Below are 23,245 nucleotides of genomic sequence, written 5' to 3' on the forward strand. Positions count from 1 at the left end.
ATGCGTTCGGTCAGAAATGCCGTTGCGGCAATCCCGACCTATAGCACCATTCGACGCCCGCCGCGCAAGCGCTCGGCTTTCCGGCCCGAAACCTGCGGCGTTACGGCGTTATGACCCTGTATTTTCCAACAGATCGTCTTGTTTCTTAAGCAGGCCCGACACCTTCGCCACCGGAATCTTAAATTCCCAACCGGTCGTCAGCGCCGCGATATCATCGGCCTGCTTCTTAGCGTCGCCAGTGCCTGAAGGCGTGACAATGACCCAGGCCTGCTTGCCGTCCGACTTGACGTCGAGTTGAATTTTTAAGCCCTTGTCGGTTTCGTAGGACACCTTCCCAGCGTCCGGCAGCGTCTCGGATTTGTCCGCCTTACGCACACCTTGGAAGTCGACATAACTTGCGGACTCGATGATCTCATCGACCGAGTTCACATACTTCAGCTTCTTGCCGGCCGGCATCTGCGCCAGCTTATGCGAACCGTCCTTCTCCGAATCGATCTGATAGGCCGGTTGCCCCGCAACTTCGATCGACGCCGTCTTGATCGAATTCGTCGGAATATCGACGACGCGCGTCTTCACCCAATCGCTGAGCTTGGCTGACGCATCGATCGGCCGGTCTGCGAGCCAGCTCTGATCGGTCCCCGGCTTGCGAACATATGTGCCGTTCTTGTTGGTTCCGAACGCATCCGCCTTACTATTGCCGGCCACGATCTCGCCAATGGCGTGTCCGCTCGCATCGAGAAACCGGATCAGCCGCGACGAGCTTGTTTTCGGATCGCCGAGACCGAGAATAGGCAGCATATCCTTCTTCGCCGTCTTACGTTCGACGAGCGATGCTTCCGACGCATTGAGCAGCAGCTTGCGGACGGCTTCGACATTCGCCGGGTAATCTTGCTGGCTCGCGACCACCCACTTGCCGTCCTTCAGCGCAAGCTTGATCGTATTGCCGCCTTGCTCGACTTCGATCACCGCGACTTTATTTTCCGCTGGAGTGAGCGCCGGCAGTGCCGCTTCGCCGTGGATGATGGCGGTCGGCGACCAAGGCCGCGACGACACGAATGCCGTCACCGCAACCGCCAGCGAAAGAATAGCTGCACCGAGCAGAGCTACGAAGGTCTTGGGCTTCATCGCGCGTCCTCCTCAGCGTTCGTTCTTCGGTGTCTTGCGGCGCTGGCGTGTCCGTTGCCACGACACGCCGACTGCCGCCATGCCGAGCATCAACGGCACGAGAGCGATGTTCGCGAACTTCAGCCAGCCGCCGAGGTTATCAATGTCCTGGCGAAGCGCGAGTTTGACATTGCGGAGTTCACGCCGCGTATCGACCATCTCGCCGCGGAACTTCTCGACGGTCTCCTGTTCCTTATCGGAAAGGATCGCGCTGCCGCCATTCCCCGAGGCTTGAATTTTCTGCAGCTCCGCTTGCGTGGTCTTCAGCTTGTCTTCCAGCGCTTCTTCCTTCGCACGGAATTTCTGCTCTGCGCCCCGGCGCAGATCTTCGACCAGCGTGAACGGCCGGTCTTTGACGCCGCGCCCGCGCAGCGCGATGAGCGCATTACTGCCGGAAAGATTTTCAAGCGCCCCGACAACAAACGCAGCGTTGTGCGCCGTTGGAATGGCGACGTCCTGCCCGAGGCTGTTGTTCACCCAGAACTGATCCGCCAGAATGTCCGTATCGGCAACGACGATGACGTTGATCTTGCCCGATTTGACTTGGTCGCTTTTGGCGGTGTCCGAAGCCGCGGCGGGTACTGCATCCTTTTTCGCCGCATCCGCCGTTGAAGTACCGGCTTTACCAGCAGACTTATCTTTCTCGTCTTTCTTGGCCGCTGCATCCGCGGCTTTTGGCGGACCGTCCGGGAACGCCGACATCACGTCGCCCGAAAGGCGCGCTGCAAGCACGAGCTTGTGACCGCCGGAAACGTAATTGCGCAACAGAGCAAGCGGATCGGCGCCATAGCCGACATCCTTCACGTTGACAGCCTCGGCACTGTCGCTTGTCTCCAGAATGGGAGAGAAGTCGACCGTCGCGCCGTCTTTCTTGCTCAAGAAGCCTGCCGACGCGACGTTGATCTGATCAATGCCCGCCGACAGCACGTCTTTCGGATTGATGCTTGATCTGTCGAGCCCAAGCCACGCGACAAAGTCGGTGACCGCAGGCTGCCCCGTCTGTGGGTTTTGGAACTGTACGCGCCTCGCGTGCTTGATGTCCGTCGCAACCTTCGATCCGTCGTAGTTTACACCCCAGCCAGCGAGAAGTTTCGTCAACTCCTTCTCGCCATTGCCCTGGTTCTGCAGAAGTTGCATCTCCGCCGTATCCGAAACCGGATCGGTGAAGATCAAGACTTTGCCGCCTTTCAGCGCGAATTGATCGATGGCGTAAGCGGCATCCGGCGTCAGCTTCGTCGGCTGCGCCACCATCAATACGTCCAGACCGGCCGGAATTTCCTTCACATCCTGGTCGATGGGTTTGACGTCGAAGAACTCGCGGATCTGCCCCATCATCAGCCACGGCTGCGTCTGTTGCTGCCGCATCGGCGACTTGCCGCCGTCGAGAGGCAGCGACGTCATCAAGCCGACGGTGCGCTTCTTCGGATTGGCAAGCGAGTAAATAAGCTTCGTGACATCATATTCGAGATACGACTCGCGGCTCGGATCGAAGAACGGAATGACCTGCTGATTATCCGTCGCGTTTGTCGCGACGAGGCCGAAATATCCAACGTCGCCATCCGCATTGAGGCGAAGCCCTCTAAGGCCCCCTTCGACAGCTTTGTCTTCCGCATCAGAGAACGGTTCGGGATCAAGGATAGTAAGCTGCAGCTTGCCGCCCGAGATATCGCGATAGCGCTCGAACAACTCACGTACACGATCGAAATAGCGCACGATATCAGGCGAGGCGTCGGCAAGGTTTTTCGAAAAATAGAGCCGCGCCGTGATCGGCTCGTCGATCGACTTCAGGATCTGACGCGTGCCGTCCGAAATCGTGAATAGTCGATCTTGCGTAAGGTCGGCGCTCCACGCCTTGAGACCGATCGTCGAGGAAAGGTTGACCGACAGTAGGATAACAGCGCCAAGCGCCAATCCGCCCCAGGCAAGCGTCGATCTCTTGAATGACGAGAAATAAGCCACCGTCGCTTTCAATGCGCCGGCGACGGGTCCAAACCCGTTCGACATGGCCAAACCTCACTGCGCTTTCTTCTGGTCGATCGCGATCACCGTCGCGAACAGCCAGAAAACGATCATCGAGAAGAAGAAGATGAGTGTCGGTAAATCGAGAACACCACGCGTGATCTGCTCGAAATGCGAAAGGAAACTCATCGACGAAACGGCAGACGCGAAGAACGCCGGCGTCCAAGCCCTCAACCCGCTCTGCACCATCTCCAAGCCGCTCATCGTGAACAGGAAGCAGATGAGCGACGCGACGATAAAGGCGATGACCTGGTTCTTCGTCAGCGTCGAAACGAACGAGCCGATCGCCAGAAACGCACCTGCCATCAGAAAGCTGCCGATGTAGCTCGTTAGAATGACACCATTGTCCGGATCACCAAGAATGTTGACCGTAATCCAGATCGGAAACGTCAACACCAGCGCGAGGCCGATAAACGCCCATGCCGCAAGAAATTTGCCGAGGATCGCTTCAAGCGGCGTAATCGGCAAAGTCATCAAGAGTTCGATGGTGCCGGTCTTGCGCTCTTCCGCCCAAAGCCGCATCGCCACCGCAGGCACGAGCAGCAGATAAAGCCACGGATGATAGGCGAAGAACGGAAACAGATCGGCTTGCCCGCGCTCGAAGAAATTGCCGACATAGAACGTCAGCGCACCGGTCAGGGCTACGAAGACCGTCAGAAACACGAGCGCCAGCGGCGTCGCGAAATATCCGCGAAGTTCACGCTTGGCAATAATCCAAGCGTTATCGAAAGTCTCAACCATTTGAGCCTCCGTCTTCAGGCATGGTGATCTGTCGGAAGACATCGTCGAGGCGGCCGCGCTCTACATAAAGCTCATCGACCGGAATGTTCTGCGCGCGAAGCAGCGCCGCCACCTCGGCCGCGGCCATCTCCTTCTGCTTCGGGATCGCGCGAAGCAGAAAATGGCCGTTCGGCTTACCGAGCGTCTCGACCTTCGCAACGCTGCTCGCGCTCGACAGCACTTTGATCGCGGCGTCCCCGCGCTCGGCAATGACCTTGAGCGATACCGCGCCGTGATAATGCATCCGCTGCATCAGATCGTCGGCCGTACCGTCGGCGACGATGTGCCCCCGATTGATGACGATCGCCCGCGAGCAGACAGCCTCAACCTCTTCGAGAATATGAGTCGAGATGATGATCGCCTTGTCCGAAGACATATCGCTGATCAACTCGCGAACGTGATGCTTTTGATTCGGATCGAGACCGTCCGTCGGCTCGTCCATGATCAGCACGGGCGGATCATGCAAAATGGCCTGCGCGAGGCCGACGCGCCGTTTATAACCTTTCGACAGCGTGTCGATCACCTGATCGAAAACGGTACCGAGACCCGCACGCTCGACCGCGCGATTGATACGGGTCGTAAGCTCCACACCGCGATAACCGCGAATTTCCGCGATAAATGTGAGAAAACTGCGCGGCGTCATTTCGGCGTAGGACGGCGCCCCTTCCGGTACGTAACCGAACAGTGCTTTGGCTTTTTTCGGATTTTCGAAAACGTCGACGCCGCAGATTGCGGCCCGTCCGGCATCCGGTTCGAGAAAGCCGGTGATCATCTTCATCGTCGTGGACTTACCGGCGCCGTTCGGTCCGAGAAATCCTAAAACTTCGCCCTTTGCAACTTTGAGCGATATGCCATCAACGGCTTTGATCTCGCCAAACTGTTTTTCGAGTCCGACGGCTTCGATCAGGTCCGTCATTGAGGTCCCCTTGGGTGAGGTAAAGGCGCGTTAGTCGAAAACGCTGAATGACGCCAACCGTCCAAGGGGTCAAGTTTGATATCCTTAAATTTTAGACAGCAAAAACGGCCTATTACCTGATGTTCCCGCCGTCTCTACGTAGGTACTTCACGCGCCTTCGCCACCGACCGCATCGCGACAGCGTTCGCAAAGATCGCTATTTCCTTCGCTTGCACGCTTGATCGGAGATCCACATTTCAAACAGAGCGTATGTTGCCCGGGGCGCACGCCGTGTTCCAGCGCAACGCGCTCATCGAAGACAAAGCACTCGCCGCGCCACAGACTCTCATCGGGTGCAATCTGTTCGAGATACCGCAGGATTCCGCCGTGCAATTGGTAGACGTTCGTGAAGCCTTCCTGAAGCATGTACGAACTTGCTTTTTCGCATCGGATGCCGCCCGTGCAGAACATCGCAATCTTCTGTGAGCGGTTATTTGACAATGTGCGGCGCACGTAGTCGGGAAATTCAGTGAAGGATCGCGTCTGCGGATTGTGCGCGCCTTGGAACGTTCCGACATCGAATTCGTAGTCGTTACGCGTGTCGATGACGATCACGTCGGGATCAGAAATCAAAGCATTCCAATCTTCCGGTTCGACGAGTTCGCCGGTTATGGCGCCCGGCTCTGTCCCCGGTACGCCGAAGGTGACGATCTCGCGTTTGATCTTTACTTTAAGGCGCTGGAACGGATGCTCCGCCGTCTCTGAAAATTTGACGACGAGATCGGAAAAGCGCGCGTCCGCTCTGACCGCCGCAAACAGCGTATCGATCGCGTCGTTTGCACCCGAGACGGTGCCGTTGATCCCTTCACTAGCAACGAGAATGGTGCCCTTGATCTCCTGCGCCGCACACACTTCGCGAAGCGACGTTTGAAGCGCCGACGGATCGTCGATCAATACAAATTTATAGAAGGCAGCGACTTTGACGGCCACGCGATGAGTTCCGGCAATTGAGTTTGAGAAGGCCCGCCCCGGCTGTCCGATACGCGGTCGCCCATGTCCTTAAGACCCGCGTCGCCCCGGTGCAAGAGCCCTTCCCTGTCACCGGAACCTTAACAATATCGGGCAAATATCTTGACCGGAATCAAGCACTGGGTCCTCGAGCCATGTTATAAGAAGTGCTGGAAAATGCTGGTCTTGGAGGCCTTCGAGATGGTGAACCTTCTTCTTCGCCCGGTGATGTTCGTGGCAGCGGCCATCGCAGGCTGGTTCGTCGCCGAAGACGCCGTCAACTTCGACGTCATCCAGATGGTCGTTGCACTATTTCTGATTACGATCGTCGTCGCCGTCGCCGCGTTCTGGGAAACGCTGTCCGATTGGTACATGAACCGGAAGACAAACCGGAAAGTGAAGAACTGAGCAGCGTTCTCGTCGAACTGACGCTTCGCGTCCGTTCGCCTATTATAAACCGTTCTGATATATCCAGGGGCACAACGTAACCCTCACATCTGCACGGACACCTCGTGGACCTGCCAAGTCTTGCCCGCGACCTCGATAAACTGGCGACGGCTGACGCCGTCGTTGCGGACAGCTACATCCGATATGCGTTGAGGAAGGGCGTTCTCTATGGCCTCGCCGGCATTCTTGCCGTCCTGGGCCTCGCGATTATGGGCTTAGCGCTCTATTGGCTGCTGGAAGAGAGCCTCGGCCGCATCGGCGCCGCAGCATTGGTTGGCGTCATCGGCTGTCTTCTGGCAAGCCTCGTCGCGATCATCGCGATGCTTCAGCGCCCTGGACGCGAATATGCCGTCGCCCAGGAAATGCGGAGATCCACTGTCTCGGCCCTCGAGAAAAACGTCGGAAGCCCGGCCATAGGGCCTAGTGCCTATATCTATCCTGCCAGCGAGGTATTGATCAGCTCAGTCTTGCTGCCGCTGCTGGGATCCCTCATTCACAGCCTCAAATCGCCCCGCAGCAAGGCCGCGGAAACACCGGCCAAGCTGGACAACTCCACCGCCTTGAGCGCGCCACCAGCGGAGTCTCGGGAAACCTGACGCCTCACTGACCTGCAAGTTCGGCTAAACGGTCGCCGTCCAGGATGTGAACTTCCGTACCGCGGACGACGTCAATGACGTGCATCGTGCGCAGCTTCGTGATCGTCCGGCTGACCGTCTCGATCGTGAGACCCAAGAGATCCGCAATGTCGGAACGGCGCATCGGAAGCTTGACGACGTTCTCTTCGCCATCGGAGGCCCGGGCAGAAAGGCCGAGGAGGAAGCCCGCCAACCGCTCCATCGCGCTCTGCTGCCCGACCGACACGAGCAGGCTGCGAGCAGCCGCGAGCTCGGCCGAGACGGCCTTGTAGAGCCTCAGTGCCAACCCAGCATCGCGGGCAGCTTCCTGTTCCAGGGCGGCCGCCGACAGGCACCGCACTTTCGCCGGGCACGTCGCCTGAGCATCGAAAATGTGCTCGCGCAGCGTCCCGAGCCCGATGTAATCGCCGGGATATGCAAATTCGATGATCTGGCGCCGGCCATCACCGAGCAACTTAGAAAGCGCGATGACACCTTCTTCGATGCGGAAAACATGGGTCCGCGGATCGCCATCGCAGAAGACATGCTCTTTCGCTTCGATACGCCGGATCGTCCCACGCTCAAAACGATCTGCAGAACTGTCGCTTGAAGAACTGGCAGCGGAGGCCGCAATGTGTGCCCCGTGGGAATTAGCTCCGATGACCTGAGAAGCGCCCAGCATGTCCAACCTCCTGCAATGCCGACTGTCTGCGGTGTGTCAGGAGTTCTAGCGACCGTTCGTTCGGCACATATGCGGCTGGCGTAACGGTTTGTAATTGTTTGTAACAGCGAGAAAGTTACGCGATAGCAATGCGTTAGCCTATTCGCCGGGCTGGGCGCCTGCCTGCGAAGGGCCATTTGCATCGGCGCCTAGACGTTTTAAGCCTTCCGCCGCTGCATAAAGCGTCGGCTCCAGCGCCAAGGCCGCGCGGAAGTCGGATATGCTGGCTGTCCGGTCGCCGATCATCTCGTTGGCGAGCCCTCGATTCAGAAATGCGGGAGACATGTCGGGCGCCAACTCGATCGCCCGCGAATAATCGGTAATCGCCCGATCAGGCTTGCCTAGATCGAGATACACGTTGCCGCGATTGTAATACGCGAAATTGTTGGCCGCGTTGGCGTCGATCGATGACGTAAAATCCGCTATAGCTTTCTTCAGCTGATGCTGCTGGGCGTAGGCAATGCCGCGGTTCATGTAAGCCGTGGACAGCGGATCGCCGAGCATCGTGCGCCCGATCACTTTCGTGCAACCACGAATTTGCCGGGCCAGATTGGCACCGTCGTTACAATCCGCAATAGCGTCAGCCCGTCCGGCGGCCGGAATGACCGCTACAATAGCCAATATTGGATAGACGACACGTCTCACGGGTACACGGCCTTGCTACTCACTGGACCGACCGTTCCTTGCAGGAACAGGGACCGAAACATTTGGCGCTGACTATGCGGCCTCTCCAAATATGCCGCGCGCCAGCACAGTCTCAAGACCCAGCATCACGCGGCGCGGATAAAAATTCCATAACAGAACGAATTTATGCACGTTTGATTTGTGTCACGTTAAAAACGCCGACTTTAGCCGCCATCGACCATAAGTCTCCCCCGCCGCCCGCTCGTGCCCCTGGCAGGCGCGTTGCTGAAAAGGCGCGCATAGAGCAGCGCAAGGCAGACGAAAAATGCGGTATGCGCCGCGGCAAACCAAGCCATGCCCGCAACCGTCAGATGCCGCGACCCAGCGAACCCTTCGCCCGTGAGCGGCAGCACCACCGCGGCGTTGAGCACCCATACGGCAAAGGCATAGAGAAGCCCCTTCATAACGGAAGCCCCTGGAAGGGAGGGCTCCAGAACGAACGCATAAACGATAGCCATCGCCATGCCGACGGCCGCGTGAAATTCCCATCGGAATGCAGCCGTCGCGGGCAAGTGAATGCCGGTCGTTATCTGGAGCAGCCGGAGCAATCCGCCATGCGCCGTCGCCAGCGAAATGAGGTCGGCAGCGCGCAGCAGCAGCGAATTTAGCGTAATCGCGATAGCGCCCGCGATGAGCGCCGCAAAGATTCGAGACATGTTTAAACCAGAAGAAACCATGGCCGCCGTGGTCTTGTACGCCGGGGCGGCCATAGTCCAATGATTTATTGTGATGGTTCTGCGCCGATGCCGGGAACTACCCCGGCACCTTGCCCGGTACGATTCCCGGCGCGTCACTTGGGAATTTCGCGATGTCGGCAACATCGATGTTGAGGTGCTGCGCCACAAGAGACGGCGGCGTATGGGTCAGCCAATCGGAAAGGCTGATCTCCTGATAGTCGGGGACTTTGAAGACAGCCACAAACTTGAGGTCGGTCTTGCCGACGTTCTGAATCACATGCCCTTGGCTCTTCTTGACGTAGCCGACGTCCCCCGGCCTGAAATCAGCCGTGACAGCATGCGGCCCGGCATCGAACACAGTCATGCGGCCCTCGCCTTCCATCCAGTACTGCCACTCGTCTGCGTTCGGATGCCAGTGCATTTCACGCACGGCGCCCGGCTTCAAAACCTCCATCGCCGCAGCGATCGTCTTTGAGGCTTTGAAGATCGAGCTGTCGGCCATGCGCAGTTCGCCCGAAGGATTGGCTTTGACCGGCTTCGAAGATCCGAGCTTAAAGGTGAACGGATTGGGTGGCGTACCGCCCGACGCGACAGCCGCTTGATCGGCAGCGAGCGGCCCCGGCTCCTTGCCCTGGAATATCCAGAGATCCTGCAGCGGAATATTCTTGAAGACATCTTTCGGCACGCCAAAATTTGCGGCCAAGATATCGGGTGGCGTATGCGCAAGCCAATCAGTGACCAGCAGCGTGCTGTATTCCGATTGCCGGCCTTCGTCGAAAACCAGCACGAACTCCGCCCCGTCAGGACCAAGGCCCTGAAGCGAGTGCGGGAAGCCCGCTGGAAAATACCAAAGATCGCCCGGTCCAACGTCATCAACGTAGGCATGACCCTCCGGGTCAAGAACGGTCACGCGGCAGCGGCCGTTCGTCATGATCGCCCACTCGGCTGCCAAGTGCCAGTGCATCTCGCGAACGCCGCCCGGCCCAAGCCGCATATTCACGCCCGACACCGCCTCAGAAATAGCGAAGTCGGCCTGCGTTAACTGCCGAGCCCATCCACCATTCTGGATGCGCTTCTGCGCATTGTTGAACGATCCCCAGAAGAGCGGCATGCCGCCGACATCCGTGGGCGGCGGACTTTCGAAAGACGGAAACTGACTATTGATGACCGGGTTCTTGGGACCTGGATCCGACAGCCCACCAGGATTGGCGTTGATTGCACCTTCAGCCGGCTGATCGGGATTTCCAAACGTCGCTGCACGCGCCGCCGCTGAAGATGCCAACGTGCCGGTCGCCGCCGCGATCGCGAGAATATTTCTGCGGGAGATTTCGTTCATGAGACACGCTCCAATCGAGATGCAAAGCAATCATCAGCGGAGACCATTGACCACGCCGCCGATCTGAAGTGCGACGAACGTAGTGGGGCAAAAGGCAACCTTCTTTCACAATCGCCGCGGTGATTGCGGATTAGCACGAACGGCGATCAGACCAAGAAACCGGATCGATGATAGCCAGCTGCTAAATTCTAAAACTGAAAATCGGAAATTGAAGGCATCAGCGCCCATTCAGGCCGCATCGCATGGATAATCCGCACGCGTTGCGGTGGGCTCAATATACCTACGTATAGCGTTCAGAAACGATTGTCTCCTGCACTCATCCCAACGTCGCCGTTTTACGAACCTTTGTGCGATAGCGAAAGAAACGTGAGCGGACCAAATTATTGGTCAGCTGCTCACGAGCCAACGAGACCCGAAAGCAGCGGAAAATAAATCAAAGCTCTTTGGGAGTAATGGCTATGTCAATGCACAAGATTCTTTCCCTCGCAGTCGTTGCCGGTGCGTTCGCTCTTTACGGTGTCCCAGCAAATGCTGAATCGCTTCCGGAAATCGTGAACCAGCAGATCAGCGATCGCGGCGTCCCGAGCTACTCGGGTGCAGAAAACGGTTCAGATGCATCGATCGTTCAGCAGCAGCTGCAGCAGTACGGTAACTCGGCGCAGCCGGATGTTGATGCCTCGGCCTCGCGCGGTCACGATGACTCGCTCGTCCGCCTTCAGTACGAACAGATCCCTCACTAACCACTAACGATAGCAGACCCTCGCTTGCCCTAAAAAACCCGCCGCTCCTCCCGGCGGGTTTTTCTTTTTTGTTTAATGCAACGTTGAAAAACGCCGGTGAGTTAGCCTGAATATTGCAGGCAGGATGTGCGACGGCCGAGAGCGCGCCATCACCGATCGCAGCGTCATCAGTTCATGAGTTAATCGCGCCGCAGATGTCTAATCTGCCAGCTTCAGAGAGAAAATCCCGCAACGGCTGTGCGTATTTTCCCAATTGAACGAGACAAATCTCCCAACACGAACATTTATCTCTACACAGATAGACTAGCCCATAAGGCATATGCCAGCGTATTCGGATCGTTATATTTTTCGGAGTAAGCGATGCCGACAATATTGCTGGGCGGCCGACGCGATTGGCGAGAAATTCTCACGACTAAGCATGCTCGCCTGACAGCACCGCCCCCAAAAAAGAAAAAGCACTTTTGGAAACGTGCCCGCACTGTCGCGGCGCCCGAGCCGATCGGGACACGGCCGAAAATCACATTCCTGGAAAAAGAATTCAGTCGAGACACTGTGCGGGAATCGGAATTCGATTTCATATTGCCATTCTCAATGGAAGACTACGCCATACTGCGAGATTGCCCGCAGGTTCGACACAAATGCATCTTCCCGGAAGAACACATCGCGAAAGCTATAGACGATAAGATAGTCTTCAACGCGCTGATGATGGAGTGTGGATACGCAAACTGCATTCCACGCGTAGGCTCACCAAGCGAATTGGAATTGCCCTTCATTCAAAAGCGACGCGTCGATGAGTACGGAATCCATACCCGCATCATCACGAAGAGGTCAGAGACAGATAGGATCCACGATCCCGACTTCTATTTTCAAGAGTACGTTCCAGGTGCCGAGGAATATGCTACGCACGCGATCTGCGTCGCCGGCCGTCTGGTTTACGTGAAAACATACAAATATCTGTTCAACAGTGATACTTACACAAAGTCGGCGCAAAACCATCCGTTCTGCGTTGAAGACTTAGGCGGGTACATACCATCGGAGCTTGCCAGCATTTTCGCAGACCTCTCTTACACCGGATGCGCATGCTTTAACTTTAAGCTCAAAGATGAGACGCCGATGATTTTCGAACTCAATCCTCGGGTCGGAGCGTCCTTCGCAAGGAATTACGAGCCCTATCTGTGGGCGTATATGCGCGCTGTGCAGGACAACAACAGAAGAGCAGCAAACCCGGAAGTCCCACGTTCTGGTCTGAGCAGAGCTTCGCTCACGGAAATAGCTGCACGCCAATCGCAGTGAACCTTCCTGCATCCGAAAATCTCAGGAAAATCGAACGAAGAATTTGGGAATGGCGGAAAAATCATAGCCGCCCGCATTATAGGGCACCCGCGCAGGTTGGCGATCGCCCCGCCCATCGACCACGCACGTTTCGATGAGATATGTTCCCGGTAGAGGCGACAACGGAATTTCGAACCTCACCCAGGTATAGCGGTTAGGCTGATGATCGATGATCCGTGCTGGCTCCCATTGGCCGCCGTTGACGCGCACATCGACGCGTTTCACGCCCCAGTGCGGCGCCCAAGCATAGCCCCGCAAGGTCTGTGCCCCCGACGGCAGGACGGGCAGTTCACCGCGATTAAGCGGATAGTTGGATGGCATCTGCGGTTGCTTGGCGAGCACCAATGGTATTGCAAGCATGGACCGGGATGTATGCCACGTCACCGGAACACCGATGACGTTCTTCGGCGTGACGAATCTAAACTCGTCGTCGCTGGACGGTTTCGGCGGCGGATAGTCCGGCCCAATCATGGAGTGGCCAATTGTGTTCAACCGCACCCAGAAATCGTGCGACGCAATCTTGATTTCGGTTAGCCATTTCGTGGATGCGCCGCCACACCAGCCCGGCACGAGAGCCCGGACTGGAGCGCCGTGATCAGGTGGCAACGGCATGCCGTTCATCTTGAAGGCCAAACCGATGTCCTCGCCGCGCTCGATCAGTTCACTGATTGGAAGCGGTCTGCCGGTATCGGATTGAGTGTTCGGCGCCTTGCCGTCGACTCCCGACCAGAAAAGCACGCTCTTGGCATTGGCCTTCAGGCCGACACGACCGAGAATCTCGCTCATCGGAACGTACTGCCATTCCGCCTGTCCTACGCCGCCAAGCCCCCAGCCGTTTCCTGATACCTTGGTTGGCGACGACAGCATGTCCTGCTGTTCCCAAAACAGTGACCGGCCATTCCCCGCACACTGCATGACGCTGACGATCGACCGCGACGGCATCCTGAGGATGTCATCGTATGTGAGTTCAAGCGGCCGCTCTATCGCGTCGCCATGGATTTTGAGACGCCAGAATCGCGGATCGACGCGCTGATCGATCTCCGCACGTGGGGTCGGATATTCGTTGCGAATGTAGAATTCTTCGACTGGCGTAATGTACGTATCGAAGTTCCACCACGCCCCTCCTTGGTTCGTGGCGTTGAGGTCGGTGAGTAGACCGACGTCCTTCACGAACGAGGGATGATAACGGGATGGCCCACTGCCGCCATGCAGAAAACTTAGTCTCGGCTGTTCCGGCGCGGATACTGCCTGTGCGGCCGCGCTCGCGTTTTTTGCACCCAGCATCCCTGCCGCTGTGAACCCCGTAGCGCCAAGAAAAAACCGGCGCCGGTCGACGGACGACCTATCGGAAAATTGCCCGAGATGCGCGTCAACGAAGGCGTCGTTCATAAATCTCTCCATCTCCGGTCGAATACCCGGACGTACTGGATTTCATTTGTGAACGCCGACACGCGGCCGATCGCGAAAGTGTAGCGGAGGGGCGCACTGCACTTCACGGAGAAGGCAAAGCCTAACAGCCTCTGCTCCGCCGTTACAATGAATGATCAACGACAGGCACACCCATGCGTTTATGCGGCCGTCGCGAGCATTCCGCGCCGTCCGTACAAGGACGCCAGATTTTCCGGATTGAGGCCGTGTTCTGCTGAACGAATTTTAGCGAGGGACTTCAAAGAATACGTTGGGCAATGGTGCCCAGGGGCAGAATTGAACTGCCGACACTGCGATTTTCAGTCGCATGCTCTACCAACTGAGCTACCTGGGCCTGCCTCCGCGGCGCAGAGCCCCGAACGAAGTAGGCGGTCCTTATAGGGGGGCGATTGGCGGTATGCAAGCGCCTCTCGCAAGGCTTTTTTATACCCCCTCGTCTTCGTCCCCCGAACGCTTGCCGTTCTCGGGCGGCGTCGCGTTGTCGCCCTCGTCTTCGTCCCGTCCGGCAATGGCATAACCGCCCGTAAACCACCGCGCGAGGTCGATATCGGCACAGCGCTTAGAGCAGAACGGCCGATAGGCCTCGGCAGCCTCCTTGCCGCAGATCGGGCACTTGAGCGGCTTCGCTCCGGACTTGGCAGCGGACATAACGAAACTCAATCTCGGTCGACTTCGGCGTATTTCAGCCAGTTGTACTGGATCGGGAACTTCTCGGAATTGAGAAGCCCCACGACTTCCGTCAAGGGCAGGCCGACCACGTTCGTATAAGAGCCGATCAGCCGCTGCACGAAGCAGCCGGCCAAGCCCTGAATGGCGTATCCGCCGGCTTTGCCGCGCCATTCACGCGAGGCGATGTAGGATTCAAGCTCCGCCTTGTTGATGTAGCGGAAGCGCACCCGCGTATCGACAATCTTCGTCCGGACGCGATCGTCCGGCGTAATCAGGCAAATGCAGGTCTGGACCTTATGTGTCCGGCCCGAAAGCAGTTGTAGCGACGCCATCGCCTCTTCGATGTGCGCCGGCTTCATCAGAATCTTGCGACCCATTGCAACGACCGTATCGGCGGCCAGGATGTAGGCGCCTGCAAGCTCCGGATCGTTGGCGATTTGCGCGCGTGCCACTTCCGCCTTGGCGCGGGCCAGCCGGGACACCAGGGCACGCGGCATTTCTCCACGCTTCGGCGTCTCGTCGATAGAGGCGGGGCGCAGTGCATCCGGATTCACCCCGACCTGAGCCAGAAGCGTAACCCGGCGGGGACTGGCGCTGGCGAGCACAAGCTGCGGCCGCTCGATAGCAGCGTTCGTCTCCGATCGCTCGCGCGACAGCGTGCGCCGCAGCGTTTCTCGTCCGGGCACGCCGGACCGGGCAAAGACGGGCAATAAACTGCTCATGAGCGTCGTTATCATAACCGTGACCACAGGCGATAGAATAAAGGCGACACACAAGAGGCGAACAATGCGGCCGTCGTCCCAGCCTTTGCAAGCCCCAGCCCATGCGTTGCAGGCGGCAACAAAACAGGGCATGAATAGCCTGATCTTTCCCAGATTTGATGGCCGCAATGGCTTTGAAACCAGACCCCGCCGACGTACTTGCCAGGACGCCGCTTTTCGGCACGCTCGACGAATCGAGCCGAAAGGCTGTCGCAGCAGAGCTTCGTGACTCCGCCTACGAGCCCGGCCAGATCATTTTTTCGCGCGGTCAGGCCGGTTTAGAGCTTCACATCGTCACCAAGGGCCGCGTCCGGCTTTCGGTCCTGACGTCCGATGGCCGCGAACTATCTTTTGCGCATGTCGAGGCCCCTTCGATCTTCGGCGAGTTGGCGGTCTTCGACGGCCTTCCCCGCTCCGCCGACGCGACCGCCGTCAACAAGGTCGAAACGTTGATGCTGTCGAAAGCCGCATTCGTCCGGCTGCTCGGTACCCAGCCCTCCGTCGGCGAGGCCGCGGTGCGTTTTCTCGCTGGCCGTCTGCGCGATGCCGATGAGCAACTGGAAGCAATCGCCCTGCACCCGATCGAAGCCCGGCTTGCGCGCTTTTTCCTTGCATCTGTTCGCCAGAAGGACCCGGCCGGAAAAGCCGAGAAAGTTTCGCTTGCCCTCCCAATTTCACAAAGCGAGCTCGCCCTGCTCGTCGGCGCCAGCCGTCCGAAGGTCAACGCCGCGTTGGGCATGCTCGAACAGGAAGGCGCCATCGAGCGTCGAGGCCAACAGGTCATTTGCAACATCGCGGCACTGAGCGGCATCGGCCGCCTCGACGACAGAGATTAGTCGTCTTGCCGCAATCGCCGGACCAAGCACATGACGATCGTTGATCGGCCAAAGCGGCGTGCCCTGCCTACGTTGGCAGTTGGGTGGTTGAAGGCCGCCTTCGATGGTATCCGCAGTTTTATTCGCCGGATATCCAATATCGGCATCAAAGGCTATCCGCCGGACATCCAGCGTCGCCTCAAGATCGTCAATGTATTCTCGGCGCTCGTTGTCGTCACGACCTGCATCTACGCAGCCCAGCTCTGGGCCTCTGGCGTGAAAGAGATGCTGCCGGCCGTCTATATCAACTTAGGCGTCGCGCTAATCGTCGCTCTCGTGCCGCTCATGCATCGCTACAACGAGATCGCGGGCGGACTGCTGCTCGTCGTCGCCGAGTTTTCCGCTCTCATCGGGTTCACCGCATTTTTCGGACGGATGGGCGGCGCACCACTGCAATACGTGATCGCCGCCGCAGCGCCGTTCGTCATTTTTGAAGCCCGGCGCTTCCGGATCATCATCGCCATCGTCTGGCTGGCGCTGATCCTGCACCTGTTCGTCTGGTTCTCGTTTCCCATGGAAGCCGCCAAGTTTCGTGTCGACGAGAAGACGATCAACTCGCTCTACGTCCAGGCCGCCGTGACGACGTTCGGACTGATCGCCGCTTGCGTTTATTATGCCTTCAGCCTGTTCGAGCGTGCCAAGGCCGAAACCGAGACGGTCCTCCGCAACGTCTTGCCTGACAGCGTGGTCGAGCGCCTCAAGGAAGCACCGGGCGAAACGATCGCTGACGGCTTTTCCGAAGCCTCGGTGCTTTTCGCCGACATCACCGGCTTCGTCGGCATGGCGCGCGGCCTCGGCCCGGAAAAAACGGTCGCGCTTCTCAATCACCTGGTCATCGCCTTCGATGAAATCGCGGATCACCACGGCGTCGAAAAAATCAAGACCATCGGCGATGCCTACATGGTCGCCTCCGGCGTACCCGTCCCTCGCAAAGACCATGTCGAAGCGCTTGCGGCCACCGCACTCGACATCGTCACGGCAGTGAAACGCATTAGCATTGAGGAAAATATTCCAATCAGCGTTCGCGTCGGCATGGCATCGGGCCCGATGATGGCAGGCATCATCGGCAAGAATAAATTTAGCTATGACGTGTGGGGCGATCCGGTCAATCTCGCGAGCCGTCTGGAACAGTCGAGCAAACCGGGCTTTATCGCCATCTGCCCGACATGCGCCGGCGCGCTGCAAAGCACGTTCGTTTTAGAACCGCGCGACGACATCGAGATCAAAGGCGTCGGCCAGCAGACCTCCTGGTATCTGCTTGCCCGCAAATGATCCGGCCACTCATCCCTTCCAGTGCAGCGAGCAAACGAGCGTGAACAGCCGCCGCGCCGTATCTTCATCGACGACGATCCGCGGCAACAGCTTTTCCTTGAGCAGCACACTGCCTTCGTCGTGCAGCGCGCGACGGCTGACGTCGATGGCCTGAATACGGGCCGGTGGCGCTGTCCGGACCGCTTCGTAGTACGACTCGCAGATCATGAAATAATCTTTCACGATCCGCTTGAGCGGAGCCAGCGCCATACCCAGTTCAACCGGATCGCCGCCTTCCGCTGGAGAAATTGCCAGAACGAGGCGCTCCTCCGTCAGCGACAGATGCAGCTTATATGGACCTGCATCCATTTCTTCGACGCGAAAGCTGTTGCCGTCGAGGATATCAAAGATCGCGACTTCGCGTTCATGCTCGATACTCGAGTTCGCGCGCCCCAGCGACTTTGCATCGAGCGTGATCTCTATCAGCCGGTCCCGGCTCTTTTCCGGTGAAGCGACGGTTTGGTCCATCTCGTTTTTTAACCTGCTTTTTCGAGCCGGATTTCCACGGAACGCCGATGCCCTTCGAGCCCTTCCGAGCGAGCAAGCGTCATCGCAGCAGGGCCAAGTTTCGACAGCGCCGCCGCATCGAGCTTCAGGATCGACGTCCGCTTCATGAAGTCGAGAACGCCAAGCCCGGATGAGAACCGCGCGCTCCGCGCCGTAGGCAGCACATGGTTCGATCCCGAAACATAATCGCCGATCACTTCCGGGGTCACACTACCGATGAAAACAGCACCCGCGTTACGAATTCGTTTCGCGAGATCTTCGGCGTCTGCGGTTGCAATCTCCAGATGTTCGGCAGCGATCCGATCGGCCAGCGGCACAGCCTCACCAAGCGATCCTAGAATGATCGTCGCGCCATACGTGTTCCAGCTTTCGCCCGCGATATTTCCGCGCGGCAGCGTTTCGAGCTGGCGCTTCACGGCTTTTTCAACTGCGTTTGCGAACTCCGCATCGTCCGTCATTAAAATCGACTGCGCCGCCGTATCGTGCTCGGCCTGCGCCAGAAGATCGGCGGCGATCCATTCCGGATTGTTGTTCTTGTCGGCAATCACCAGAACTTCCGACGGCCCCGCGATGGAATCGATGCCGACGACGCCGAACACCTGCCGCTTCGCCGCTGCGACATAGGCATTGCCAGGCCCGACAATTTTCACGACCGGCTTGATCGTCTCCGTGCCGTAAGCGAGCGCTGCCACGGCCTGCGCACCGCCGATGCGATAGATTTCCGAGACGCCGGAAATTTTTGCCGCCGCCAGCACGAGCGGATTGAGATCGCCGCTCGGCGACGGCACCACCATGACGATGCGCGGCACGCCCGCAACTTTCGCCGGTACGGCATTCATCAGAACTGAACTCGGATACGACGCAAGTCCGCCCGGCACATAAAGCCCAACGGATTCCACCGCCGTCCAGCGATGCCCAAGCTCGACACCCGCGGCGTCAGTATAGCGATCGTCCGTGGGCAATTGGCGCTTGTGATGCTCGGCAATGCGATTGCATGCGAACGTCAGCGCATCGAGCGTCTCTTCCGAACACGCCGCATACGCCGCCTCGATTTCATCGGCCGTCACCGCAATGCCGGCCTTCTTGAGATCGAGACGATCGAACTTCTGCGTCAAGTCGATCAGCGCTGCGTCACCACGCTTGCGGACATCCGCGATGATCTCGCGCACTGCGTTATCGACATCGACCGACACTTCGCGCTTGAGGCCAAGAAGCTCAACGAACTGCGCTTCGAAACCGTTATCGTTATTGTTGAGACGCACAGGCATCGGCAATCTGTCCTTGGGAAGCGATCGAAAAGCAGATCAGCTTGCATCCTCGGGATGCTCGGGAGAGCGTTTTGTCCCCCACGCCGCCCCGAGATCTTTCAGCTCGACCTCGATACATTCGACGCTCAGCCGAATGGCCGCGCCACCTGAAAATGTCAACGTGACATCGCCTTCGGGAGAACCTTCGCCGCCCTTCGGCTCGAACGTAACGGCCAGCAGCGCGAGCGCTGTTCTTTTGTCCTTGAAGTCAATTCCCTGTACTTGCGCGGCATTCACCCGCTCGAACCGGATACCTGCCCGGCGGCGCTCGAAATTCTCGTCGCGGCGCCCCTGCGCGGTCTGCGAATGGCCCAGCGCATTCGCCCAGTCGAAACGATTGACGATCGCAGCAAACCGCTTTTCCTTCGGCAAATACGTCATCTCGCCGACGCGCAGCACCGCATCCTGCAAATGCGCGGAAATAATACCGAGGTCTAAGGTATCGAAGGCGATGAGCTTAAGGTCCGGCATCGGGCGCGATTGTCTCCGCAAGGCAGGCGGGCGGCTTGGAAAGGCCGAGTGATACAAAGACGCGCCGAAAGCTGCAACGTCTCCTGGTACAGAACCTCAACCGCTGCTGAGGCGCTCGATTTCAGCACCGCAGGCGCCGAGCTTCCGCTCCAGCTGCTCGAAGCCGCGATCCAGATGGTAAACGCGGTTGATGACCGTCTCGCCCTCACCTGCGAGCCCCGCGATAACGAGCGAGACAGAGGCGCGAAGATCCGTCGCCATCACTGGCGCGCCTTTCAGCGCTTTCACGCCTTTGATCGTCGCCGTGTCGCCATGGAGCTGGATGTCTGCGCCAAGCCGCGCCAATTCCTGCACGTGCATAAAGCGGTTCTCGAAGATCGTTTCGCGAATGACGCTCGTTCCCGATGCGCACGTCAAAAGCGCCATCAGTTGTGCCTGCAGGTCGGTCGGAAATCCTGGAAACGGCTGCGTCTCGACCGACACCGGCCGGATGCCGCCGCCATTCCGCACAATGCGTACACCGGTTTCGGTGGCTTCGACCGATGTGCCCGTCTCGCCCAGCACATCGAGCGCAGTCTTGAGATCGTGAATGTGCGCGCCTTCGAGCAGCACATCGCCGCCCGTTGCCGCTACCGCCATCGCGAATGTGCCGGTCTCGATACGGTCTGGCAGCACCGTATGCACTGCGCCTTCGAGCCGATCGCGGCCCTGAATGCGCAGCACCGACGTGCCGATGCCTTCGACATGCGCCCCCATTTTCGTGAGGCACGTCGCCACGTCACCGATCTCAGGCTCGCGTGCTGCATTCTCGATCACGGTCTCGCCCTTGGCGAGAGCCGCGGCCAACAGCACGTTATGCGTGGCACCGACCGACACCTTCGGAAATACGATATGCGCACCTCGAAGTCCCTTGGGCGCCCTGGCGACGACGTAACCGCTGTCGATGTCGATCTCGGCCCCGAGTTCCTTAAGACCCATGAGATGCAGGTCGACCGGCCGCGTGCCGATGGCGCAACCGCCCGGCAGCGACACCCGCGCCTCGCCCATTCGGGCGATCAACGGACCAAGCACCCAGAAGCTCGCCCGCATCCGCGATACCATTTCATAGGGCGCGGTTGTGTCGACGATGTCGCGCGCCGTCAGATGGATGGTGTCGCCGAGATGGCCGGACGGGCTCGAACGCTTGCCATCGACGGCAAGGTCGACGCCGTGATTACGCAGAATTCGCACCAGAAGATTGACGTCCGCGAGATTAGGTACGTTCTTCAGCGTCAGGCGGTCTTCCGTCAAAAGGCTGGCGATCAGCAGCGGCAAGGCCGCATTCTTGGCGCCGGAAATCGGGATACTTCCCCGAAGCGCGTGGCCGCCGACAATTCTGATCCGATCCATGAATTCCAATCGTCTCCATGTGGAAAATCCGCACGAATCGGCCAGAGGGCCCGAGATCGCGTGATTATCCGTTGAGCATTACCCTCGGCAAGCCGCTTTTCCGGGTGAAGCAGCCTTAGTCCTCATGATTGCCGGACGATGTTTCCCCGTCGTCCCCATCCGTCTCTTTGTGGCGCCGCGCCGCAGCCTTGCGGCGTTTCAGGTTGGCGCGCAACTCCTCGGCGAGGCGCTGCTTCCGGGACATCTGGGCGGCAGACGGCTTTGCACCCGGATTTGCAGGCGGTTTTTGCGGCAAATCTCCGCTCATTCAGCCTTCGCGCGTCTCGGAATGTGTCGCAAGACTTGCATCTTCATGCTCCGTCCTCCCCCCTTGTCGATAGCTTGGCTTTCCGGCTTGCTCGCCGTCAAGCCTTGTGGCAGTGTCCGCCCGCCCGAGCCAGGAACATTTCCGGCACGCCGGTTGGCGCGCCTGAATTTTCCGTTCGTTGGCCCTCAAAGGCGATACGCCAAATCAGCTGCCGTAGCTCAGTGGTAGAGCACTCCCTTGGTAAGGGAGAGGTCGAGAGTTCAATCCCCTCCGGCAGCACCAGCTTATTTGAGGGAAACGCAGGAATTACGGGCATCGGCTCATTTTTTCCGTGCTGACCCGTAGCGCCCCGTAGGTTTCGCCGAACACTTCGACGAACACGGTGCTTCTTTGAGAAACGCTCGAGGATCATAACCTCGGAGCTTCACATGTCTGAAAATAAGCCCTCGATCAGCCCCATCGCGAAGGAAGGATTCTGGTGCCTTCACCGCCGTGTCCCCAAGGCATACACGCCGTATGAGCGACGCGCGTGGGTCACGATATCGACCGGCATCCGGGTCGCGCAGGATCCCCGCGCCATCCTCGCCCGCCAGAAGATCGAAACCCTGGACCGCGACCTCAAGCGCTATTGGGAGAGTCTCTCGGCGGGCGAAACACCGGCGAGTGCCAAAGCAATCTTCGCCGCGAAGAAGCTTGCGGTTCAACAGAACTGCCCGGTGGTGACCGACGCCAGCATACTCAGTGGTCACCTCACGGAACTCGCGCGCCGGATGGAACTTCTCATTCCGGGCCTCGACCTCGCCTCGGCAATCAAGGACCCTCCCGACACCCTCGCAGCCCGCATCACCCTTGCCGCCGGTCTCCCCGAACGTGAAGTGCATGATGACCGCAGCGGGCTTCGGGTTTCGCAAATGATCGAGGAGGTGGAACGCATCAACGCGACCACACTCGCCCAGAAGTCGCCGGCCCAACGGAAACGGTGGAAGGACCATCGGCAAACCAATTTGGATCTGCTCCTGCGCACCATCGGCTCCGACCCGTTGGTCTCGGAACTGTCCACCAAGCACACCCACCCCTTCCGGCAGCACTTCCAGAGCCGGGTCCTCAACAACGAGATCGCAATCAACTCCGCCAACCGCGCGATGAACACCGTCGCGGGCCTCTACTCGGTCATCGCCAATTTCTACCAGTACGAGGTGAAGAACCCATTCACGGGGACGCGCATCCTCGGCGGACAAGACGGGAAACGCGTGCCCTTCGACACAGGCTTCATCCAATCCCACATCCTCCGGGAAGGCTTCTTCGGCGAAGTGAACCCCGAGGCCCGCAGGCTGATCTATCTCACGGTGGAAACCGGCCTCCGCCTCTCGGAGGCCTGCGGCCTCACGGAAGAGGACATCCATCTGGACACCGATTTCCCTTACGTGAAAATCACCCGCAGGGGACGGACCACCAAGACGCTCTCTTCCTTACGCGAGATTCCGCTCGTCGGCGTCTCCCTGCTCGCCATGCGCGCGCAGCCGAAGGGTTTTCCCCGCTACCGGGACAAGGCCGATACGGCAAGCGCGCTCATCTACAAGGCCCTGAAGTCGCGCGACTGCCTCCTTGAAGGACAATCACTCTATTCCCTCAGGCACAGTCTTTCGGACCGGCTTCGTGCCGTCGAAGCCCCTCGGGATGTGATCGAGGACATCATGGGCCACACCCATATGTACGGCGATGGGTCTTCCCTCGAACACAAGCGGAAATACCTGCAGAAAATAGCCCTCGTCCCGCCCGCCACCATTTAAAAAGAAAGGGGGC

The 23,245-nt window shown here is 58.7% G+C and carries 24 protein-coding genes and 2 tRNA genes; 8 read left to right on the plus strand and 18 right to left on the minus strand.

The window, feature by feature from the left end:
- Positions 1 to 108 precede the first annotated feature (108 nt).
- The 5 genes from RLW55_RS00760 to RLW55_RS00780 form a co-directional block, all read right to left on the minus strand.
- Positions 109 to 1,125 (minus strand): DUF4340 domain-containing protein, encoded by a 1,017-nt coding sequence (locus tag RLW55_RS00760; protein ID WP_414461865.1) that lies wholly within the window; start codon positions 1,123 to 1,125, stop codon positions 109 to 111.
- Positions 1,126 to 1,137: 12 nt separating this feature from the next.
- Positions 1,138 to 3,168: a GldG family protein gene (locus RLW55_RS00765; protein WP_423415325.1), complete on the minus strand. Its 2,031-nt coding sequence runs from the start codon at positions 3,166 to 3,168 to the stop codon at positions 1,138 to 1,140.
- Between the two features lie 9 nt (positions 3,169 to 3,177).
- On the minus strand, positions 3,178 to 3,924 hold the full coding sequence (locus tag RLW55_RS00770; protein WP_013946322.1) for an ABC transporter permease subunit: 747 nt from the start codon (positions 3,922 to 3,924) through the stop codon (positions 3,178 to 3,180).
- Positions 3,917 to 4,879, minus strand: a complete 963-nt coding sequence (locus tag RLW55_RS00775) for an ABC transporter ATP-binding protein (RefSeq protein ID WP_409562291.1) — start codon at positions 4,877 to 4,879, stop codon at positions 3,917 to 3,919. The genes RLW55_RS00770 and RLW55_RS00775 overlap by 8 nt, the downstream gene beginning before the upstream one ends.
- 147 nt (positions 4,880 to 5,026) lie before the next feature.
- On the minus strand, positions 5,027 to 5,848 hold the full coding sequence (locus RLW55_RS00780; protein WP_409562290.1) for a rhodanese-related sulfurtransferase: 822 nt from the start codon (positions 5,846 to 5,848) through the stop codon (positions 5,027 to 5,029).
- Positions 5,849 to 6,043: 195 nt separating this feature from the next.
- Between RLW55_RS00780 and RLW55_RS00785 the strand changes: the two genes are divergently transcribed.
- Positions 6,044 to 6,274: a hypothetical protein gene (locus tag RLW55_RS00785; protein WP_409562289.1), complete on the plus strand. Its 231-nt coding sequence runs from the start codon at positions 6,044 to 6,046 to the stop codon at positions 6,272 to 6,274.
- A gap of 104 nt (positions 6,275 to 6,378) precedes the next feature.
- Positions 6,379 to 6,909 carry a hypothetical protein gene (locus RLW55_RS00790; protein ID WP_414461862.1) on the plus strand — a complete coding sequence of 177 codons (531 nt, stop codon included), beginning with the start codon at positions 6,379 to 6,381 and terminating at the stop codon, positions 6,907 to 6,909.
- A gap of 4 nt (positions 6,910 to 6,913) precedes the next feature.
- On the opposite strand, the gene RLW55_RS00795 is transcribed toward RLW55_RS00790, so the two are convergent.
- The 4 genes from RLW55_RS00795 to RLW55_RS00810 all read right to left on the minus strand — a co-directional run bounded on the left by RLW55_RS00795 (position 6,914) and on the right by RLW55_RS00810 (position 10,345).
- Positions 6,914 to 7,609 (minus strand): Crp/Fnr family transcriptional regulator, encoded by a 696-nt coding sequence (locus tag RLW55_RS00795; protein WP_409562287.1) that lies wholly within the window; start codon positions 7,607 to 7,609, stop codon positions 6,914 to 6,916.
- 138 nt (positions 7,610 to 7,747) lie between these two features.
- Positions 7,748 to 8,293 carry a tetratricopeptide repeat protein gene (locus tag RLW55_RS00800; protein WP_409562286.1) on the minus strand — a complete coding sequence of 182 codons (546 nt, stop codon included), beginning with the start codon at positions 8,291 to 8,293 and terminating at the stop codon, positions 7,748 to 7,750.
- A gap of 203 nt (positions 8,294 to 8,496) precedes the next feature.
- Positions 8,497 to 8,988, minus strand: a complete 492-nt coding sequence (locus tag RLW55_RS00805; RefSeq protein WP_409562285.1) for a hypothetical protein — start codon at positions 8,986 to 8,988, stop codon at positions 8,497 to 8,499.
- A 97-nt stretch (positions 8,989 to 9,085) separates the two neighbouring features.
- Positions 9,086 to 10,345 carry a cupin domain-containing protein gene (locus RLW55_RS00810; RefSeq protein WP_409562284.1) on the minus strand — a complete coding sequence of 420 codons (1,260 nt, stop codon included), beginning with the start codon at positions 10,343 to 10,345 and terminating at the stop codon, positions 9,086 to 9,088.
- A 458-nt stretch (positions 10,346 to 10,803) separates the two neighbouring features.
- On the opposite strand from RLW55_RS00810, the gene RLW55_RS00815 reads away from it, so the two are divergent.
- Both RLW55_RS00815 and RLW55_RS00820 read left to right on the plus strand, forming a co-directional pair.
- Positions 10,804 to 11,085 (plus strand): hypothetical protein, encoded by a 282-nt coding sequence (locus RLW55_RS00815; RefSeq protein ID WP_013946313.1) that lies wholly within the window; start codon positions 10,804 to 10,806, stop codon positions 11,083 to 11,085.
- Positions 11,086 to 11,445: 360 nt separating this feature from the next.
- Entirely contained in the window at positions 11,446 to 12,378 is a 933-nt protein-coding gene (locus RLW55_RS00820) for a hypothetical protein (RefSeq protein WP_423415326.1), read from the plus strand.
- Between the two features lie 21 nt (positions 12,379 to 12,399).
- On the opposite strand, the gene RLW55_RS00825 is transcribed toward RLW55_RS00820, so the two are convergent.
- The 4 genes from RLW55_RS00825 to RLW55_RS00840 all read right to left on the minus strand — a co-directional run bounded on the left by RLW55_RS00825 (position 12,400) and on the right by RLW55_RS00840 (position 15,236).
- Positions 12,400 to 13,806, minus strand: a complete 1,407-nt coding sequence (locus RLW55_RS00825) for a molybdopterin-dependent oxidoreductase (protein WP_423415327.1) — start codon at positions 13,804 to 13,806, stop codon at positions 12,400 to 12,402.
- A gap of 297 nt (positions 13,807 to 14,103) precedes the next feature.
- Positions 14,104 to 14,179 (minus strand) — tRNA-Phe (locus tag RLW55_RS00830).
- 89 nt (positions 14,180 to 14,268) lie between these two features.
- Entirely contained in the window at positions 14,269 to 14,493 is a 225-nt protein-coding gene (locus RLW55_RS00835) for a DNA gyrase inhibitor YacG (protein WP_013946310.1), read from the minus strand.
- A gap of 8 nt (positions 14,494 to 14,501) precedes the next feature.
- Positions 14,502 to 15,236 (minus strand): Maf family nucleotide pyrophosphatase, encoded by a 735-nt coding sequence (locus RLW55_RS00840; RefSeq protein ID WP_409562280.1) that lies wholly within the window; start codon positions 15,234 to 15,236, stop codon positions 14,502 to 14,504.
- Between the two features lie 167 nt (positions 15,237 to 15,403).
- Between RLW55_RS00840 and RLW55_RS00845 the strand changes: the two genes are divergently transcribed.
- A complete protein-coding gene (locus RLW55_RS00845) occupies positions 15,404 to 16,111 on the plus strand; it encodes a Crp/Fnr family transcriptional regulator (protein ID WP_024275376.1) in 708 nt (235 codons plus the stop codon).
- Positions 16,112 to 16,141: 30 nt separating this feature from the next.
- The gene (locus RLW55_RS00850) at positions 16,142 to 17,422 is read left to right on the plus strand and encodes an adenylate/guanylate cyclase domain-containing protein (RefSeq protein ID WP_414461857.1); all 1,281 of its coding nucleotides are present in this window, start codon (positions 16,142 to 16,144) and stop codon (positions 17,420 to 17,422) included.
- Between the two features lie 9 nt (positions 17,423 to 17,431).
- On the opposite strand, the gene RLW55_RS00855 is transcribed toward RLW55_RS00850, so the two are convergent.
- The 5 genes from RLW55_RS00855 to RLW55_RS00875 form a co-directional block, all read right to left on the minus strand.
- Positions 17,432 to 17,929 (minus strand): UPF0262 family protein, encoded by a 498-nt coding sequence (locus tag RLW55_RS00855; RefSeq protein WP_409562278.1) that lies wholly within the window; start codon positions 17,927 to 17,929, stop codon positions 17,432 to 17,434.
- A gap of 8 nt (positions 17,930 to 17,937) precedes the next feature.
- Entirely contained in the window at positions 17,938 to 19,236 is a 1,299-nt protein-coding gene (gene hisD / locus RLW55_RS00860; protein WP_414461856.1) for a histidinol dehydrogenase, read from the minus strand.
- 36 nt (positions 19,237 to 19,272) lie between these two features.
- The gene (locus RLW55_RS00865; RefSeq protein WP_409562276.1) at positions 19,273 to 19,746 is read right to left on the minus strand and encodes a DUF2948 family protein; all 474 of its coding nucleotides are present in this window, start codon (positions 19,744 to 19,746) and stop codon (positions 19,273 to 19,275) included.
- A 96-nt stretch (positions 19,747 to 19,842) separates the two neighbouring features.
- Positions 19,843 to 21,135 carry a UDP-N-acetylglucosamine 1-carboxyvinyltransferase gene (gene murA, locus RLW55_RS00870; RefSeq protein WP_423415328.1) on the minus strand — a complete coding sequence of 431 codons (1,293 nt, stop codon included), beginning with the start codon at positions 21,133 to 21,135 and terminating at the stop codon, positions 19,843 to 19,845.
- A 115-nt stretch (positions 21,136 to 21,250) separates the two neighbouring features.
- On the minus strand, positions 21,251 to 21,442 hold the full coding sequence (locus RLW55_RS00875) for a hypothetical protein (protein WP_013946301.1): 192 nt from the start codon (positions 21,440 to 21,442) through the stop codon (positions 21,251 to 21,253).
- 207 nt (positions 21,443 to 21,649) lie between these two features.
- On the opposite strand from RLW55_RS00875, the gene RLW55_RS00880 reads away from it, so the two are divergent.
- Positions 21,650 to 21,724: transfer RNA gene (locus RLW55_RS00880), tRNA-Thr, on the plus strand.
- A 146-nt stretch (positions 21,725 to 21,870) separates the two neighbouring features.
- The gene (locus RLW55_RS00885) at positions 21,871 to 23,232 is read left to right on the plus strand and encodes a tyrosine-type recombinase/integrase (protein ID WP_409562274.1); all 1,362 of its coding nucleotides are present in this window, start codon (positions 21,871 to 21,873) and stop codon (positions 23,230 to 23,232) included.
- The last annotated feature ends 13 nt before the right edge of the window (positions 23,233 to 23,245 follow it).

It is taken from the genome of Hyphomicrobium sp. B1 (genome assembly GCF_049532635.1).
Lineage (GTDB): Bacteria > Pseudomonadota > Alphaproteobacteria > Rhizobiales > Hyphomicrobiaceae > Hyphomicrobium_B.

What these genes read in the sequence shown, in the direction of transcription:
- RLW55_RS00770 (WP_013946322.1), bottom strand. Translation starts at nt 3,924, where the DNA reads ATGGTTGAGACTTTCGATAACGCTTGGATTATTGCCAAGCGTGAACTT.
- RLW55_RS00875 (WP_013946301.1), bottom strand. Translation starts at nt 21,442, where the DNA reads ATGAGCGGAGATTTGCCGCAAAAACCGCCTGCAAATCCGGGTGCAAAG.
- murA (WP_423415328.1), bottom strand. Translation starts at nt 21,135, where the DNA reads ATGGATCGGATCAGAATTGTCGGCGGCCACGCGCTTCGGGGAAGTATC.
- RLW55_RS00810 (WP_409562284.1), bottom strand. Translation starts at nt 10,345, where the DNA reads ATGAACGAAATCTCCCGCAGAAATATTCTCGCGATCGCGGCGGCGACC.
- hisD (WP_414461856.1), bottom strand. Translation starts at nt 19,236, where the DNA reads ATGCCTGTGCGTCTCAACAATAACGATAACGGTTTCGAAGCGCAGTTC.
- RLW55_RS00805 (WP_409562285.1), bottom strand. Translation starts at nt 8,988, where the DNA reads ATGTCTCGAATCTTTGCGGCGCTCATCGCGGGCGCTATCGCGATTACG.
- RLW55_RS00795 (WP_409562287.1), bottom strand. Translation starts at nt 7,609, where the DNA reads ATGCTGGGCGCTTCTCAGGTCATCGGAGCTAATTCCCACGGGGCACAC.
- RLW55_RS00825 (WP_423415327.1), bottom strand. Translation starts at nt 13,806, where the DNA reads ATGAACGACGCCTTCGTTGACGCGCATCTCGGGCAATTTTCCGATAGG.
- RLW55_RS00855 (WP_409562278.1), bottom strand. Translation starts at nt 17,929, where the DNA reads ATGGACCAAACCGTCGCTTCACCGGAAAAGAGCCGGGACCGGCTGATA.
- RLW55_RS00845 (WP_024275376.1), top strand. Translation starts at nt 15,404, where the DNA reads ATGGCTTTGAAACCAGACCCCGCCGACGTACTTGCCAGGACGCCGCTT.
- RLW55_RS00765 (WP_423415325.1), bottom strand. Translation starts at nt 3,168, where the DNA reads ATGTCGAACGGGTTTGGACCCGTCGCCGGCGCATTGAAAGCGACGGTG.
- RLW55_RS00840 (WP_409562280.1), bottom strand. Translation starts at nt 15,236, where the DNA reads ATGAGCAGTTTATTGCCCGTCTTTGCCCGGTCCGGCGTGCCCGGACGA.
- RLW55_RS00850 (WP_414461857.1), top strand. Translation starts at nt 16,142, where the DNA reads ATGACGATCGTTGATCGGCCAAAGCGGCGTGCCCTGCCTACGTTGGCA.
- RLW55_RS00820 (WP_423415326.1), top strand. Translation starts at nt 11,446, where the DNA reads ATGCCGACAATATTGCTGGGCGGCCGACGCGATTGGCGAGAAATTCTC.
- RLW55_RS00835 (WP_013946310.1), bottom strand. Translation starts at nt 14,493, where the DNA reads ATGTCCGCTGCCAAGTCCGGAGCGAAGCCGCTCAAGTGCCCGATCTGC.
- RLW55_RS00815 (WP_013946313.1), top strand. Translation starts at nt 10,804, where the DNA reads ATGTCAATGCACAAGATTCTTTCCCTCGCAGTCGTTGCCGGTGCGTTC.
- RLW55_RS00760 (WP_414461865.1), bottom strand. Translation starts at nt 1,125, where the DNA reads ATGAAGCCCAAGACCTTCGTAGCTCTGCTCGGTGCAGCTATTCTTTCG.
- RLW55_RS00775 (WP_409562291.1), bottom strand. Translation starts at nt 4,879, where the DNA reads ATGACGGACCTGATCGAAGCCGTCGGACTCGAAAAACAGTTTGGCGAG.
- RLW55_RS00885 (WP_409562274.1), top strand. Translation starts at nt 21,871, where the DNA reads ATGTCTGAAAATAAGCCCTCGATCAGCCCCATCGCGAAGGAAGGATTC.
- RLW55_RS00785 (WP_409562289.1), top strand. Translation starts at nt 6,044, where the DNA reads ATGCTGGTCTTGGAGGCCTTCGAGATGGTGAACCTTCTTCTTCGCCCG.
- RLW55_RS00865 (WP_409562276.1), bottom strand. Translation starts at nt 19,746, where the DNA reads ATGCCGGACCTTAAGCTCATCGCCTTCGATACCTTAGACCTCGGTATT.